At 71.2% G+C, this 14,735-nt stretch carries 11 protein-coding genes; 8 read left to right on the forward strand and 3 right to left on the reverse strand.

The annotated features are described in order from the left end of the window. The first annotated feature begins 203 nt into the window (after positions 1–203). Together ACZ63I_RS06025 and ACZ63I_RS06030 are read left to right on the forward strand one after the other, a co-directional pair. The gene (locus ACZ63I_RS06025) at positions 204–1,625 is read left to right on the forward strand and encodes an MFS transporter (RefSeq protein WP_469335806.1); all 1,422 of its coding nucleotides are present in this window, start codon (positions 204–206) and stop codon (positions 1,623–1,625) included. After that, on the forward strand, positions 1,615–3,111 hold the full coding sequence (locus ACZ63I_RS06030) for a pyridoxal phosphate-dependent decarboxylase family protein (protein WP_469335807.1): 1,497 nt from the start codon (positions 1,615–1,617) through the stop codon (positions 3,109–3,111). The genes ACZ63I_RS06025 and ACZ63I_RS06030 overlap by 11 nt, the downstream gene beginning before the upstream one ends. Here the strand turns inward: ACZ63I_RS06030 and ACZ63I_RS06035 are convergent. Continuing rightward, entirely contained in the window at positions 3,108–3,263 is a 156-nt protein-coding gene (locus ACZ63I_RS06035; protein ID WP_469335809.1) for a hypothetical protein, read from the reverse strand. The two genes, ACZ63I_RS06030 and ACZ63I_RS06035, sit on opposite strands and share 4 nt — an antisense overlap. A gap of 131 nt (positions 3,264–3,394) precedes the next feature. Further along, on the reverse strand, positions 3,395–4,963 hold the full coding sequence (locus tag ACZ63I_RS06040; protein WP_469335811.1) for a diacylglycerol/lipid kinase family protein: 1,569 nt from the start codon (positions 4,961–4,963) through the stop codon (positions 3,395–3,397). A 307-nt stretch (positions 4,964–5,270) separates the two neighbouring features. Between ACZ63I_RS06040 and ACZ63I_RS06045 the strand changes: the two genes are divergently transcribed. The 4 genes from ACZ63I_RS06045 (at position 5,271) to ACZ63I_RS06060 (ending at position 11,123) form a co-directional block, all read left to right on the forward strand. Beyond that, on the forward strand, positions 5,271–8,435 hold the full coding sequence (locus ACZ63I_RS06045) for a penicillin acylase family protein (RefSeq protein ID WP_469335812.1): 3,165 nt from the start codon (positions 5,271–5,273) through the stop codon (positions 8,433–8,435). Between the two features lie 302 nt (positions 8,436–8,737). Continuing rightward, entirely contained in the window at positions 8,738–9,556 is an 819-nt protein-coding gene (locus tag ACZ63I_RS06050) for an ABC transporter ATP-binding protein (RefSeq protein WP_469337010.1), read from the forward strand. Beyond that, the gene (locus ACZ63I_RS06055; protein WP_469335814.1) at positions 9,553–10,314 is read left to right on the forward strand and encodes an ABC transporter permease; all 762 of its coding nucleotides are present in this window, start codon (positions 9,553–9,555) and stop codon (positions 10,312–10,314) included. Before ACZ63I_RS06050 ends, ACZ63I_RS06055 begins: the two co-directional genes overlap by 4 nt. 14 nt (positions 10,315–10,328) lie before the next feature. After that, entirely contained in the window at positions 10,329–11,123 is a 795-nt protein-coding gene (locus tag ACZ63I_RS06060; protein WP_469335816.1) for a MerR family transcriptional regulator, read from the forward strand. A gap of 406 nt (positions 11,124–11,529) precedes the next feature. On the opposite strand, the gene ACZ63I_RS06065 is transcribed toward ACZ63I_RS06060, so the two are convergent. Continuing rightward, positions 11,530–12,615: a DUF5937 family protein gene (locus ACZ63I_RS06065; RefSeq protein WP_469335819.1), complete on the reverse strand. Its 1,086-nt coding sequence runs from the start codon at positions 12,613–12,615 to the stop codon at positions 11,530–11,532. Between the two features lie 99 nt (positions 12,616–12,714). On the opposite strand from ACZ63I_RS06065, the gene ACZ63I_RS06070 reads away from it, so the two are divergent. Together ACZ63I_RS06070 and ACZ63I_RS06075 are read left to right on the forward strand one after the other, a co-directional pair. Next, positions 12,715–13,929 carry an MFS transporter gene (locus ACZ63I_RS06070; RefSeq protein ID WP_469335821.1) on the forward strand — a complete coding sequence of 405 codons (1,215 nt, stop codon included), beginning with the start codon at positions 12,715–12,717 and terminating at the stop codon, positions 13,927–13,929. Between the two features lie 31 nt (positions 13,930–13,960). Further along, entirely contained in the window at positions 13,961–14,662 is a 702-nt protein-coding gene (locus ACZ63I_RS06075) for a 2-phosphosulfolactate phosphatase (RefSeq protein WP_469335823.1), read from the forward strand. The last annotated feature ends 73 nt before the right edge of the window (positions 14,663–14,735 follow it).

The following is a 14,735-nucleotide window of genomic DNA, read 5'->3' on the forward strand; positions in this document are numbered from 1 at the left end:
GTGACCGCCGCCGGGTCATGAGTAGCCGAGCGCATCTTTCCCGGCGCGGTACCCAGGGAAGACATCCCCGGATTCGGATGCGGCGATCGGCACCCGGACCCGCGCACACCAACGTGGCGAACGCCGCCGCTCGCGGCAGACTTCATGCCGCCTTCACACCCGGCTCTTGCCGCCGGCTTCGCCGTTCCTCCATGATCTGCGGCATGGCAGCAGACACCCGCGCACAGGGCGAGCCGGTTCCGCCCCTTCGGCGCAGGGTGCGTATCGGGTACGGGCTCGGCTCCTTGTGCACCGGCACGTTCGCCACCGTGCCGGGGCTGATCCTGCTCTACTACCTCACCAACGTGCTCGCCGTACCCGCCGCCGTCGCCGGTGCGGCCGTCTTCCTGCCGAAGGCGTGGGACGTCCTGGTCAATCCGCTGGTCGGGGCGGTCTCCGATCGCAGCCGGCTGCGCGGCGGACCGCGTCGGCCGTTCCTGCTCATCGGTGCCTGCACGCTCCCGCCGCTCTTCGCCCTGCTCTTCGCCGCGCCTCCGCTGCGGGGCGCGGCGGCCGCCGGCTATGTGGCGGTGGTCTTCCTGCTGGCCGCCACCGCGTACGCCGTCTTCCAGGTGCCGTACGTGACGATGCCCGCCGAGATGACCGAGGACCCGGTCGAGCGCGGCCGGGTGCTGGGCTGGCGGGTCGGCTTTCTGGGCGTCGCGATCCTGCTGTCCGGCGGGCTCGCGCCGGCGATCGCGCACGCGGGCGACGACGGACCGGGCAGTTACCGGACCATGGGGATCGCCGTCGCCCTCCTGCTCGCTCTCGGCATGTTCGGGGCCTGGTTCACCACGCGGTGGGCGCCCGCGGTGGCCCGCAGCGAGGCGGAGCACTCGCTCCGGGCCCAGTTGGCCGCCGCCAGGTCGCACCGGCCCTTCCTGTTCCTGGCCGGCATGTGGACCCTCCAGGCGCTTGCCGTGGGCGTGATGCTCGCGGGCGTCCAGTACTTCGCGACGTACACACTCGGCTCGGCCGACGCGGTCACGCCGCTGTTCGCGTGTCTGATCGGCCCGCTCGTGCTCGTCATGCCGCTGTGGAACCGGCTGGCCCGCCGGTACGGGGCGAAGGCGGCGCAGTGGGGCGCCTCGGTGCTCTTCCTCGGCGGCGCCGTGCTGCTGGCCTTCACCCCCGTGGCGGGGAACGCCCTCGGTTTCGGGGCGGTGGTCGTCATCGGAATCGCCTACGCGGGGCTCCAGTTGCTGCCGCTGACCATGCTCGCCGACACGCTGGCCGCCGATGTCGCCCGTACCGGCAAGCGGCGGGCCGCGACCTTCACCGGGCTGTGGACGGCGGCGGAGAATCTGGCCTTCGCGCTGGGCGCGGGGGCGTTCGCGCTGGTGCTCGCGGTGACGGGGTTCCGCTCGTCGGACGCCGATCACCGGGTCGACCAGCCCGCCGCCGCGCTGACCGGTATCACCACGGGCATGAGTGTGCTGCCGGCCGTCCTTGCCGCGGCGAGTCTGTGGCTGCTGTACCGCTACCGCGAGGACGCCGCCGGCCATACGTCCACCACACCCGTGCCCGTGGCGCCCGTGCCCGTGGCGCCCGAATCCCGGCAGGAAGAGACCGACCGTGTCGACTGAACCCAACCGCGCCCTCCCCGAAGGCCGTTCGGCGGCCGAGGTGCTCGCCGAGCTGCGCCGTCTGCGGGAGTCCGACGCACCCACCCGGGGCGGGCGCACCTTCGCGTACGTCTACGACGCGGGCCTTGACGGGCTCGACGAGCTGGCGGCTGCCGCGTACACGCAGTACGCGACCGTCAACGGCCTCGACCCCACCGTCTTCCCGAGCGTGGCGCGGCTGGAGAACGACCTGGTGCGGGCCGTGGCGGCGCTGCTGGGCGCCCCGGGTGCGCAGGGGACGTTCACCAGCGGCGGGACGGAGAGCATCCTGCTCGCCGTCAAGACGGCCCGTGACCAGGCGCGTTCGGTACGGGGGGTCACGGCGCCGCAACTGGTCCTGCCGTCCACCGCCCATGCCGCCTTCCACAAGGCCGCCCACTATCTGGGCCTGGAGACGGTCGTCGTGCCGGTCGATCCGCTGACCTTCCGCGCCGACGCCGATGCGGTGGCGGCGGCGCTCACCGACCGCACCGCGCTCGTGGTCGCCTCGGCGCCGTCGTACGCGCACGGGGTGATCGACCCGGTGGCCGACATCGCCGCCGCCGCTGCCGGGCGCGGGGTGCTCTGCCATGTCGACGCCTGTATCGGCGGCTGGCTCCTGCCCTACCTGCGGCGCGCCGGGCGCGATGTGCCGCCGTTCGGTCTTTCGGTCCCGGGAGTCACATCGCTCTCCGTCGACCTGCACAAGTACGCGTACGCGGACAAGGGCGCGTCCGTCGTGCTCTACCGGGACGCGGAACTGCGCCGGTACCAGTACTTCGCCCACGCGGGCTGGCCCGGTTACCCGGTCGTCAACCCCACGGTGCAGGGGACGAAGTCAGGCGGGCTGCTGGCGCAGGCGTGGGCGGTCCTCCAGCATGTGGGTGAGGACGGCTACACGGCCCTGGCCGCCCGCGTCGCCGAGGCGTCGGACCGGCTGCTGGCGGGCCTGCGTGGCATACCCGGCGTACAGGTGCTCGGTGAACCGGCCGCAGGACTCGTCGCGTTCACGGTCCACGGCGGCGGCGCGGGCGAACCGGCGGGCGCCGGGCCCGACTTGAGTCTGCTGCTGCATCTGGCCGACGAGATGCGCGTACGGGGCTGGTACCTCCAGCCGCAGTTGTCGTTCGACGGCCTGCCGCCCAATCTCCACCTCACCCTGACACCGGCCACGGTCGGCCAGGTGGACGCGCTGGTGAAGGATCTCGCCGACGCGCTGCGAGCGGCCCGCGTGCTGCCGCCGGTGTCCGTGGACCCGGGGCTGGCCGAACTCGCCGCCGGACTCGACCCGGCGGCGCTGACTCCGGAGGAGATCGCCGGCGTACTGGCTTACGCGGGGCTCGACGGCGCGGCGGGGCTGCCCGGCCGGATGGCCCCCGTACTGGTGCTGCTCGACGCACTTGAGCAGCCGCTCAAAGAGCGGCTGCTCACGGAGTTCATCGGCTCGGTCTTCGACAACCGGCTCTAGAAATAGTGCTTGCGACCACCGACCGCGCGACCGCTCGCGCCGAGGATCCACAGGATCGCACCGACGACCACCAGCACGCCGCCGATGGTGGTCAGCAGCGAGACACCGACCAGCAGGCCGATGAGGAGCAGAATGACGCCAAGGACAATCATGTCGGTTCCGATCTCTTCGTCTCCGCGGCCACCCGGTCGGTGGCTGTCGGTCTCTCGTTGTGCTTCCTCCGGGTGCCCTGACTTCGGCCACTCATGCACACGCCGTTCCGGCGAATCTCCGGCGGCACCGCTCAGCGCAGCCACTGGTCCTGGTCGGCGGGGCGGTACAGGGTGACCGCCTTGGGGATCTTGTCGAGGACCAGGCGCCGGTACGTGGCGTCGGTGACCTCGCCGTCGTAAGCGAAGTGCGGGTCGCCGCGCAGGACTTCGAGGTCCAGGCGGCGCACCTGGGCGGTGGTCAGCACGCGCGAGTTGTGCAGGGTGCCGGTGAGGACGGCGAGCAGCAGCCGGGTGCGGGCCAGCGGGGTGCCGGCCTCCACGGCGCGGACGTCGAGCAGTCCGTCGTCGAGCTGGGTGCGGTAGGTCGGGGCGAAACCGGCCGGGTGGTATATGCCGTTGCCCGCGAAGAGCAGCCAGATGCGGCGGGCGCGGCCGTTGATGACCACCGAGAGCGGGCTGCCGGTGGCCAGGACCTTGGCGAGGCCGACGGCCAGCGCGGGCCACTTGCCGATGTGCTTCTCCAGGCGCTCCCTGGCGTGGACGAGTTCCGAGTACACCCCGATGCTGAAGGTGTTGAGGAAGAACTGCTGCCCCGGCCCCTCCGGAGGGGCCGCGGAGTCGGCGGGTGAGCTGTCCGGTGCGCCTTCCTCTGGGTGGGTGCCTGGCCCCTCGGGTGACGAGGCACGGCCCACGTCGGCGGTGACGGCGTCGCCCGCCTGTATCGCACGGACCACGTCCTCCAGGGTCTGGTTGCCGAGGTCCACGGCGAAGTGGTTGAACGTACCGCCGGGGAAGACGGCCAGCGGCACACCGTGCCGGGCGGCCGTCGTGGCGCCCGCGTTGACGGTACCGTCGCCTCCGCACACTCCCAGCGCCCCGCCGTCGGCGACGGCGCGCCGCGCCGCCTCGTCGAGCAGGCTCACCAGGTCGTCGGCCGGTTCGAGGACGGTGATGGACGCCTTGGGCAGCAGGGCGCCCAGCGTCTCGGCGGTGTCCTTGGACCAGGAGATGCCGGACGACGGGTTGACCAGCAGATGCAGCCCCTCGCCGTCCGGGAGCGCGGGCGCCGGCCTGCGCGGGGGCGGGGCGGACGCGGCGGCGTCGGGCTTCACCGGCCACCAGCGGCAGGTGAGCAGTGCGGCGCCCACGCCGACGATCACACCCGCAGCGGCCCGGCCGCGATGGGTGAGGCCCTCGCTGCTGCGTACGTACGCGAGCCCCGCGGCGACCGGCAGCACGGCGAGGCCGTAGCGCGGCGACTCCAGGGCGACGCCCGAGGCGAAGGCGGCGGCGGACGCCATGGGGCTCGACGGGAGCGACGCGGTGTTCGGCCGGGGGAACACACCGGGGAGCCGGTCGAGGACCGGACGGGCGTTGCGGGCGGCCGGTTTGCCGAGCGTGTGGTTGATCACCGCGACGATCGCCACGGATCCGACGCCCCGCAGGGCGGCCCTGCGGGCGCTCCTGCCGCCGGAGGCCCCGAGCGCGACAGCGGCGGCCAGCCATACGGCGTCGTGCCCGGCCGCCCTGCGCAGCAGGTGCGTCGGGGAACTGCCCTGCGCGGGGCGGGCCATGGCGAGGGACGCGGCCACTGCGCTGCCCGGCCCCGACATCTTCGACAGCCGTCCAGGTCGCTTCATGAACTTGCCACACCTCTGCACCTAGTGAATCCGCTGTACGCGACCGGACCGGACCGCGGCGCCTCACCCTATTGCGCCCCGCCCCACCGTCGACGAGATGGTCGTCTGACGGATGCCCCCAACTCGGGCTCTCAGCCGTTCCGGAATATTGCAGTCCTGTGGAAGTTGGCCCGCAGGATCTTCCTGGTTGCGGTGAAAGCGGGAATAGTGTTCCCGCGCGCCCGACCGTGTCCCCCACGACAGCTTGACGGAAGAGGCTCCGGTGACCGCTGCTCCTGCTCCAGCTTCGAGACGCCGCCGAGCGTCCTTGCGCTCGGCCGTCCTCTCCGTGGTCGCGGCCTCCGCGCTGCTGGCGACGCTCGTGGTCGGCTCACCGGCCCAGGCGGCGGCGGGAGTTGACCCGGTTCCGGCCGCCGGTGACCCCTGCCTCGGCCAGTGCCAGGACATTCTCCCGGCCGGTGAGAACGGGCACGCCACGCTCGCCGGCATCCTGCTGCACCAGAGTGTCGGCACCCGGCCCAAGCACTCGGCGGACCAGATAGAGCCGTACGACAACCTCCTGCACGACTACTCGGGCCTGACGGAGGATCAGCTCGCCGCCTACTTCAACGACGCGTCGTTCGGGGTGGCGGCCGACCAGGTGGAGAGCGCGAAGTCGCCCAGGTCCGACGTCACGATCACCCGGGACAAGGCGACGGGCACCCCCCACATCAAGGGAACGACCCGCGCGGGCACCGAGTTCGGCGCCGGGTACGCGGCCGGTGAGGACAAGCTGTGGCTGATGGACGTCCTGCGGCACGTCGGCAGGGGCGAGTTGTCGTCCTTCGCGGGCGGCGCGGCCGGCAACCGCGCCCTGGAGCAGAGCCTGTGGGCGGTGGCTCCGTACACCGAGAGCGATCTCACGGCCCAGCTCGAACGGGTCCGCGACTCAGGCACCAAGGGCGCGCAGGCGTATCAGGACATCCAGAACTACGTGGCGGGCATCAACGCGTGGATCGACGACACCGTCGGAGCCAACACCTATCCCGGTGAGTATGTGCTGACCGGCCACGGCTCCACGATCAAGGACTTCACGGCCACCGATGTGGTGGCGATGGCGTCGGTCGTCGGCGCGATCTTCGGTGGGGGTGGCGGCGGCGAGGTCGGGAACGCGCTCGCCAAACTGGAGTTCCAGCAGCGGTACGGCACGGCGGCCGGCAACGCCGCGTACACCGCGTGGCGCGCGCAGGACGACTCCGAAGCCGTGACGACCGTACACAGCGGCACCTTCCCGTACGGGAACACCCCGGCCGCGCCGACGGGTGTCGCCGTGCCGGATCCGGACACGGTGCGGGCGTTCAGCCACGCGCAGAACGGTACGGGTACGGGCGCCGCGGCGAACGCCTCTTCGGCCGCGAGCGTACTGCCCGGCGATCTGATCACCGCGAAGAAGGGCATGTCCAACGCCCTGGTGGTGTCGGGCGAGCACACCGCCTCCGGCCACCCGATCGCGGTCTACGGGCCGCAGACCGGTTACTACGCGCCGCAGTTGCTGATGATCCAGGAACTGGACGGGCCTGGGCTGCGCGTCCGGGGCGCCGCCTTCCCCGGGTTGAGCTTCTACGTGGAGATCGGCCGCGGCCTCGACTACTCCTGGAGCGCCACCTCCGCCAACCAGGACATCACCGACACCTTCGCCGTCGACCTCTGCGAGCCGTCGGGCGCTGCGCCCACCCAGAACTCCGACCACTACCTGCTGCGCGGCGTGTGCACCCCCTTCGACACCCTGACCAAGCACAACAGTTGGTCGGCGACGGTGGCGGACTCCACGGCCACCGGCGCCTACGACCTGGTCAGCAAGCGCAGTGCGTACGGGCTGGTCACCCATACCGGCGAGGTGGGCGGGCGGCCGGTGGCCTTCACCGCGCTGCGCTCCACGTACCAGCACGACATCGACTCGGTGATCGGCTTCCAGCAGTTCAACGACCCGAACGCGATCACCTCGGCCCAGACCTTCCAGAACGCCGCACGTGACGTCGGCTACACCTTCAACTGGTTCTACGTCGACGCCGATCACACGGCGTACTACAACTCGGGCATCAATCCGGTCCGGGCAGCGGGCACCGACCCGGACCAGCCGATCCTGGCCGGGGCCGGCCACGAGTGGCAGGACTGGGACCCGGTCCGCAACACCTCCGCCGTGACGCCGCCCGCCGAGCACCCGCAGTCCGTCGACCAGGACTACTACGTCAGTTGGAACAACAAGCAGGCCAAGGGCTTCGCCTCGGACTGGGGCAACGGTTCGGTGCACCGCGCCGACATCCTCGACAAGCGGGTCTCGGCCCTCGTCGCCGCGGGCAACGTCACCCGCGTCCAGCTCGTGAAGGCCATGGAAGAAGGCGCGACGGTCGACCTGCGCGCCGAGAGCGTGCTGCCCTCGCTGCTCGACGTCATCGACACCGCGCAGATCACCGACCCCGCCCTGGCCTCGACCGTGGCGAAGCTGCGGGCCTGGTACGCGGCCGGTTCGCACCGCAGGGAGACCGCGAAGGGATCACGCGTCTACGCGGACGCCGACGCGATCCGCATCCTGGACGCGTGGTGGCCGCTGCTGGTGGAGGGCGAGTTCAAGTCCGACCTCGGCAACGACCTCTACCAGGCGCTGACAGCCGTCGCCCCGATCAACGAGTCGCCGTCGGGCGGCCAGAACGGCACCGGTGGCGCGGCGACCGGCATAGCGGCGGGCGAGGCGCACAAGGGCTCCTCGTTCCAGCACGGTTGGTGGTCGTATGTGGACAAGGACCTCAGGTCCGTGCTCGGCAAGCCGGTCAGCAGTCCGCTCAACAAGACGTACTGCGGGGCCGGTTCGGTGTCCGACTGCCGCGCGGTGCTGCTCTCGACGCTGGCCGCGGCGGCCGCCGCGCCCGCGACCACCGTCTACCCGGCCGACGACGAATGCGCGGCGGGCGAGCAGGTCTGCGCCGACTCGATCGTCCACCGGGCGATGGGCGGCATCACCGTGCCCCGGATCGCCTGGCAGAACCGGCCGACGTATCAGCAGGTGGTCGAATTCCCGGCCCGCCGTGGCGACAACCTCACCAACCTGGCGGCCGGCGCGAGTGTGAGCGCTTCCGACTACCAGGACGCGATCGTCGTCTCGTACCCGCCGAAGAAGGCGATCGACCAGGACCCGACCACCCGTTGGGCGAGCAAGACCACCCCCACGGCCTGGATCACCGTCGACCTCGGCGCGGGCCGCCAGGTAGGCCGGGTGACCCTCAACTGGTCCGACCAGTACGCGCTCGCGTACCGCATCGAGGTGTCGACGGACAACGCGACCTGGCGCACCGTACACACCACGACGGCGGGCCGGGGCGGCGTGGAGAACCGGGCGTTCACGCCGGGCAGCGCCCGGTACGTACGGATCACGTGCACGCAGCGCGGCACGGACAACCGGTACTCGCTCAACGAGATCGGGATCTACGGCAGTTGATGACGGTTTGACCGGCAGGCCGCATCCGTGCGTACGCACGGATGCGGCCGTGCTCGTCCGCGACGACACTCTCCCGGCTCCACCGTCCCGCCGGGCACCGCAGGCGGGTTCGTTGGGCGGGTTGGCGGCCGAACGGGCTCGGGGCGAGCGGTCCGTCATCGCTGCGGTGTGTCCGGCCGGTCGGCGATCTGGGTGCCGCGGTCGGAACGCGCTTGACCTTGACGCCGGGTCAACCCTCCATCCTTCCGGGAGGACGTTCCGCGCAGTCGCGTGGAACAGCTCCGCGAAGGAGGCAGATGACCATGACGGCCCAGTCGATCGCCGGTCCGGCGATTCGCGTGCAAGGTCTCAAGAAGTCGTACGGGAAGCTCGACGTGCTGCGCGGTGTGGACTTCGACGTGGCGCCGGGCAGCATCTTCGCCCTGCTCGGTTCCAACGGGGCGGGCAAGACCACGACCGTGAGGATCCTCGCCACGCTCCTGAAAGCCGACGCGGGGGCGGCGAGCGTCAATGGCTTCGACGTCGCCACGCGACCGGCGAACGTGCGGGAGTCCATCAGTCTCACCGGGCAGTTCGCGGCCGTCGACGAGATCCTCAGCGGTCGGGAGAACCTCGCTCTCGTCGCCAGGCTGCGCCACGTCGAGGACCCGGGCGCGATCGCGGATGACCTGCTGAGGCGTTTTTCGCTGAGCGAGGCCGGCGCGCGGCGAGTGTCCACGTATTCGGGTGGGATGCGCCGCCGGCTGGACATCGCGATGAGCCTCATCGGGAATTCGCCGGTGATCTTCCTGGACGAGCCGACGGCCGGTCTTGACCCCGAGGCGCGCATCGAGGTGTGGGATGCGGTCAAGGAGCTTGCCGGCTACGGAACGACGGTACTGCTCACCACGCAGTACCTGGACGAGGCCGAGCATCTGGCCGACCGGATCGCGATCCTCCACCAGGGTCGGATCATCGTGAACGGCACCCTCGCCGAACTCAAGCAGCTCTTCCCGCCCGCCAAGGTCGAGTACGTCGAGAAGCAGCCGACTCTCGAGGAGATCTTCCTCGCGGTCGTCGGGGGCATCGGGGGCATCGACAAGAGCGACGTCACCGGCACGACAATGGGGGGACGAGGATGACCGCGTACTTCTTCAACGAAACCGTCGCGCTCACGGGGCGGACCCTGCGCCATGTCACCCGCAGCATGGACACCATCATCACGACCGCCATCACGCCGGTCGCCATGATGCTGATGTTCGTCTACGTGTTCGGCGGCGCCATCGACACCGGGTCGATTTCGTATGTGAACTACATGCTGCCCGGCATCCTGCTCATGACCATCGCCTCCGGCATCTCCTACACCGCGTACCGGCTGTTCACCGATGTGAAGAGCGGGATCTTCGAACGTTTCCAGTCCATGCCGATCGCTCGGTCGGGTGTGCTGTGGGCCCACGTCGTCACCTCTCTGGTCGCCAACCTGATCGCTCTCGTGCTCGTCGTGGGCGTCGCTGTGCTCATGGGCTTCCGCTCCGGGGCAGGAGTGCCGGCATGGCTCGCGGTCACCGGCATCCTGCTCCTGTTCACCCTGGCGCTGACCTGGCTCGCCGTGATCCCCGGGCTCTCCGCGTCGTCGGTCGAGGGAGCGGGTGCGTTCGCCTACCCCCTCATCTTTCTGCCGTTCGTCAGTTCGGCGTTCGTGCCCACAAGGACGATGCCCGGCCCGGTGCGCTGGTTCGCCGAACATCAGCCGGTGACGTCGATCGTCAACACGATCCGCGACCTGTTGGCCCAGCAGCCGGTCGGCGACGACATCTGGACCGCCCTCGCGTGGTGCGTCGGCATCCTCGTCGTGGCGTACATCTTCGCGATGGCCGCCTATCGCCGGAAGATCGCCTGAGGCAGGCTGAGACCATGCTCACCATCAGCCAGCTCGCGGCGTACGCCGGGGTGACGGTGCGGGCGGTACGCCACTACCACCGGATCGGGTTGCTGCCGGAGCCCGAGCGCGACCGGTCCGGATACCGGACCTACGACGCTGTCGCGGTCGTGCGACTGATCCGGATCCGCACCCTCGCAGACGCCGGCGTGCCGCTGGCCCGCGTGCAGGAACTCCTCGACGCCGGCCCGGACGAGTTCGCCGACGGCGTCCAGGAGGTCGACAAGGCCCTGCGCGCCGAGATCCGGCGGCTGCAGAACACTCGCAGCCGACTCGCCAGGCTTGCCGCCGGAGAGCAACTGGCGCTCCCGCAGAGCGTCGTGGACTACCTCGACCGGCTGCGCGGTCTCGGCGTCGAGGAGCGGTACATCGAGATGGAGCGGGACGCCTGGATCATGATCGCCGCCCAGGTGCCGCATTCGATCGACTCCGTGATCGCCAAGAAGCACGAGGAGCTGGACGAACCCGACATGGTGAAGCTCTACAGCCTTCTCAGCGGGGCACTCGACTGGCCGGCCGACGATCCGCGGATCGTCGAGGTCGCCGACATCATGGAGCGCTTGATGATTCGCGCTGTGGAGGCCGGCGAGGTGGGTGCCGACGACGGCATCGACGATCAGTTCGTCGACCTGCTGGACGCAACCATGGTCGAGTCCTCGCCGCACGCCGCACGGCTGTTGGAGATCCTGGAGGAGCGGGGCTGGAGGGGCTGGACCCGCATCGAGCGAGTGCCTGCCAACAGACTCGACACTGAGCTGCCGCCGTCTTGAGGGCAGGTCCGGGTCCTGGAGTGACGCTGTTCGGGGGTGCACGTGCGGGCCGGGGGCGGCCGTCTGCCTCGGTGAGGAACGGGGCCGGCGCGGTGGGGGGACTGAGCCCGGGGCAGCACCCGGGCGGCGGCGCCCCGGCGGATCCGCCTGGAGAACGCGTCGTACACGTACCCGAACAGGGACTCCGCGGCGGTGCAGCCGATCACGCTCACCTTCAACCGCGGCGAGGTGGGTCGCGCTCGTCGGCGAGGTGGACGCTCGCGGTGAACACCAGATCTTCCGCGAGCCGCGGACCACCGCACCCGACCGGATCACCGTGGTGGTCACCCACCGACTGGACAACGCCCGGATGGCCGACCGGTGTGTTGTGTTTTTCCGGCGGAGCGTTGCGGGTCGGCGGATGCGTTCAGCGCAGTACGGCTGCCAGCAGGTCGGAACCCAACGCCGTCAGAGCGGGCAGTTTGAGGGTGTAGTGGACGTAACGACCGTGCCGCCGCGCCGCGAGCAGGTCCGCGCGGCGCAGGACGGCGAGGTGGCGGGAGACCTCCGGGGCGGAGAGCTCCCAGGCGTGGGCCAGTTCGCCGGTGGTGTGCGGGCCGCGGGCCAGGGTGCGGAGCAGCCGTAGCCGTACCGGGTGCGCGAGCGCCTCCAGTCGTAGGGTGACGGTTTCCAGTGACACCGGCTCGGACGGGTCGGGGCCGGCCACGGGGTACTGCATCACCGGTTGCCAGCCGGGCGCGTAGACCGCGACCAGGTGCGGGTGGCCGAAGACGCTGGGGATGAAGGTGACTCCGGTGCCCTGGGCGGACGTCGACTTGTCCTGGAGCTTGTCCACGACGATATGGCCGCCGTCCGGTGCCAGGGTGACCGCCTCGGAGACCGATGCCAGGGCGGCCCCGACGCCCTGGCGCTTCAGCAGGTCGTTCTTCAGGCGCAGGTCGCTGGCGAGTCGCAGGGCGACGTCTGTCCAGGCGGCGTCGAAGAAGGCCTCGGCGCACTGCTCCAGGGTGTGGCGCACCCGTGCCCGTACGACGGCCGGGTCCGCCAGCAGCCGTTCGGCGAAGGCACCTTGGAGTGCGCCGCGGGCCTGGGCCAGGCCCAGGGCGCGCTCGCGCGCGGTCGCGTCGGCGAGCGGCGACGGCGCGCCGAAGTGGAGCCGGTTGCTGCCGCACGTGGTGACGAGCGCGGACGTCACGTACGTCTCGTCGTCGATGAGGTCCACGTCGTCCAGCTCGTCGGCGAGGGTCGCCCGGGGGCGGGCGGGGACCAGGAAATCGGCTCGTGAGGAGCGCCAGAGGAACTCCGCCTCCCGCAACCGCTCGGCCAGCTCGGGCCGCAGCCCGGCCCAGACGTCACCCGCCCAGCCGGCGAGTCGCGGATGATGCCCGGGTTCGGCCAGCACATGCAGCATCGCGGTCAGCTCGGCCAGCGGGGAGGCGGCGAACCGCAGCCGCTCGGGCGGCAGGCCGTTGATGTCGATCCGCAGCGTCATACCCACATCATCACTGGTCGCACGGCCGGGGGTGGAGTCGGTTGACGGTGTCCGTCAACCGACTCAGCCGGCCCGGCGGCCGAGCGCACCGTTGGCGCCATGGCAACCACCACCAAGACCCGGCCCGCCGCCCTCGTCCGGGCCTCCGGAGGCCCCCGCTATGCCGTCGCCCTGGCCGTGGACGCGCTCGGCACCGGCCTGCTGCGGCCCTTTCTGCTGCTGTACGGGGTGACGGTGCTGAAGCTGTCAGCGCCGGCCACCGGCGTCGCGATGACGCTCGGCATCGTCGCGGGCCTGGTCTGCATGCCGGGGGTCGGCCGCTGGCTGGACCGGGGCGCGCGCAGCACGGTCGTGGCGGCGTCGATGCTGGTGCGGGTGGTGGGCGTGGCGCTGCTGCTGGCCACCCCCGCGGGGCACCCGTGGCTGTTCGCGACGGCGGCGCTCTTCCTCGGCATCGGCAACCAGGCGTGGCCCGCCGCCCACGCGGCTCTCGTGGCGACCGTCGCCCATGGCCGGGACCGCGACACCGCTCTCGCGGCGGGCCGCGCGCTGCGCAACGCCGGTATGGGCGCGGGCGCGCTCCTCGCCACCGTATGCCTGACGGGGGGCGCCACCGCGTTGCGGTTGCTGGCAGGCGTCACCGGACTCGCCTATCTCACCGCGGCGGCCTTGGCGTGGTCGGTCCATCTGCACGCCGGTCCGGCCGCGACCCCGGCGGCGGACAGGGACGACGTGCCCGCACCCCGTATGCGTGCGCTGCTGGCCGCCAACGTGATCTACGCCTTCTGCCTCAACGTCCCCGAAATCGCGCTCCCGCTGGTCCTGGTGACCGAGTTGCACGCGTCCCCGGTGTGGTCGGCGGCCATCTTCGTGGCGAACACGGTACTGGTGGTCACCCTCCAGGTACCGGTCACCGTCCTGATGTCCCGCTTCTCCCGGCGGACCGTGCTCGCTCTCGCCGGCGTGGTGCTCACCGCGTCGTATCTCGGGTTCCTCGTGGCCACTTCGCTGGGGCACGGCTGGGGTGCCCCGGCCGTCGCCGCGGTGTCCGTGGTCTGCACGGTCGGCGAGATCGTCTACGCGGGCAGCGCCACCGCGCTCGTCACCGTCCTCGCCCCGGCCCATGCCCTGGGGCGCGCCCTCGCCCGCTTCCAGCTCTCCACGGGCTTCGGCCTGGCCGTCTCCCCGGCAGTCATCACCACTCTCGCCCCGCACGGCCCGACGGCCCTCTGGGGCAGCCTCGCCGGTGCGACGCTCCTGTCCGCCGGCGCGGTCGTCACCGAAAAGGATGACGCGAAGCGACTCGGCGCGTGACGCCGCCGGGGCATGCGCGATCATGATCCGCATGGACGCTCGTTTCCTCGGCATCGCCGAGCTGGCCGAAGTCCCGTCCGTGGCGGTCGTGGTCGACGTCATGCGGGCGTTCACCGTGGCTGCCTGGGCCTTCGACCGGGGGGCGGAGAAGATCGTTCTCGCCGAGTCGCTGGACGACGCTCTGGCGCTCAAGGCCCGCCACCCTGACTGGGTGTCGGTCAAGGACGGTCCGGCCGCGCCCGGGTTCGACGCCGTCAACTCCCCCGGTCTGCTGCGCTCCCTCGCCCTGGGCGGACGCACCGTCGTACAGAAGACCACGGCAGGGACCGTGGGCGCCCTCGCGGTCAAGGAAGCGCCGCTGGTGCTCTGCGCCGGCTTCGTGGTGGCCGAGGCGACGGCCCGACTCCTGCGGACGCGCGCGAGTGACAGCGTCACGTTCGTGATCACCGGCGAGGACGGGCGGGCCGATGAAGACCTGGCGTGCGCCGAGTACATCGCCCGCAGGGCCGCCGGGGCCGCGACGGACCCCGCCGGGTTCCTTCGCCGCGCTTCCGCTTCGCGCGCCGCCGCCGAACTGGCGCAGGGGGTACGCCAAGGGGTCTACCCCGATGACGTCGCGCTCTGTCTGGAGCTCGACCGGTTCCCCTTCGCCATCGTGGCGGCCTCGGAAGCTCCGCTCATGGTCCTGCGTCCCCACGCGATGCCCTCGCCGACCGACGAGGATCCGGCCTGATCCCACGCCGGGGACGTTCTCAAACCGACACTCTCAGCCAAGTCGGTTCGCCGAACGGTGATCGAACCCGTCA

Source organism: Streptomyces sp. NPDC087906 (assembly GCF_055584925.1).

Bases quoted from the DNA above. Each gene is read 5' to 3' on its own strand.
- ACZ63I_RS06025 (WP_469335806.1), top strand. From the start codon at position 204: ATGGCAGCAGACACCCGCGCACAGGGCGAGCCGGTTCCGCCCCTTCGG.
- ACZ63I_RS06035 (WP_469335809.1), bottom strand. From the start codon at position 3,263: ATGATTGTCCTTGGCGTCATTCTGCTCCTCATCGGCCTGCTGGTCGGT.
- ACZ63I_RS06040 (WP_469335811.1), bottom strand. From the start codon at position 4,963: ATGAAGCGACCTGGACGGCTGTCGAAGATGTCGGGGCCGGGCAGCGCA.
- ACZ63I_RS06050 (WP_469337010.1), top strand. From the start codon at position 8,738: ATGACGGCCCAGTCGATCGCCGGTCCGGCGATTCGCGTGCAAGGTCTC.
- ACZ63I_RS06055 (WP_469335814.1), top strand. From the start codon at position 9,553: ATGACCGCGTACTTCTTCAACGAAACCGTCGCGCTCACGGGGCGGACC.
- ACZ63I_RS06060 (WP_469335816.1), top strand. From the start codon at position 10,329: ATGCTCACCATCAGCCAGCTCGCGGCGTACGCCGGGGTGACGGTGCGG.
- ACZ63I_RS06065 (WP_469335819.1), bottom strand. From the start codon at position 12,615: ATGACGCTGCGGATCGACATCAACGGCCTGCCGCCCGAGCGGCTGCGG.
- ACZ63I_RS06070 (WP_469335821.1), top strand. From the start codon at position 12,715: ATGGCAACCACCACCAAGACCCGGCCCGCCGCCCTCGTCCGGGCCTCC.
- ACZ63I_RS06075 (WP_469335823.1), top strand. From the start codon at position 13,961: ATGGACGCTCGTTTCCTCGGCATCGCCGAGCTGGCCGAAGTCCCGTCC.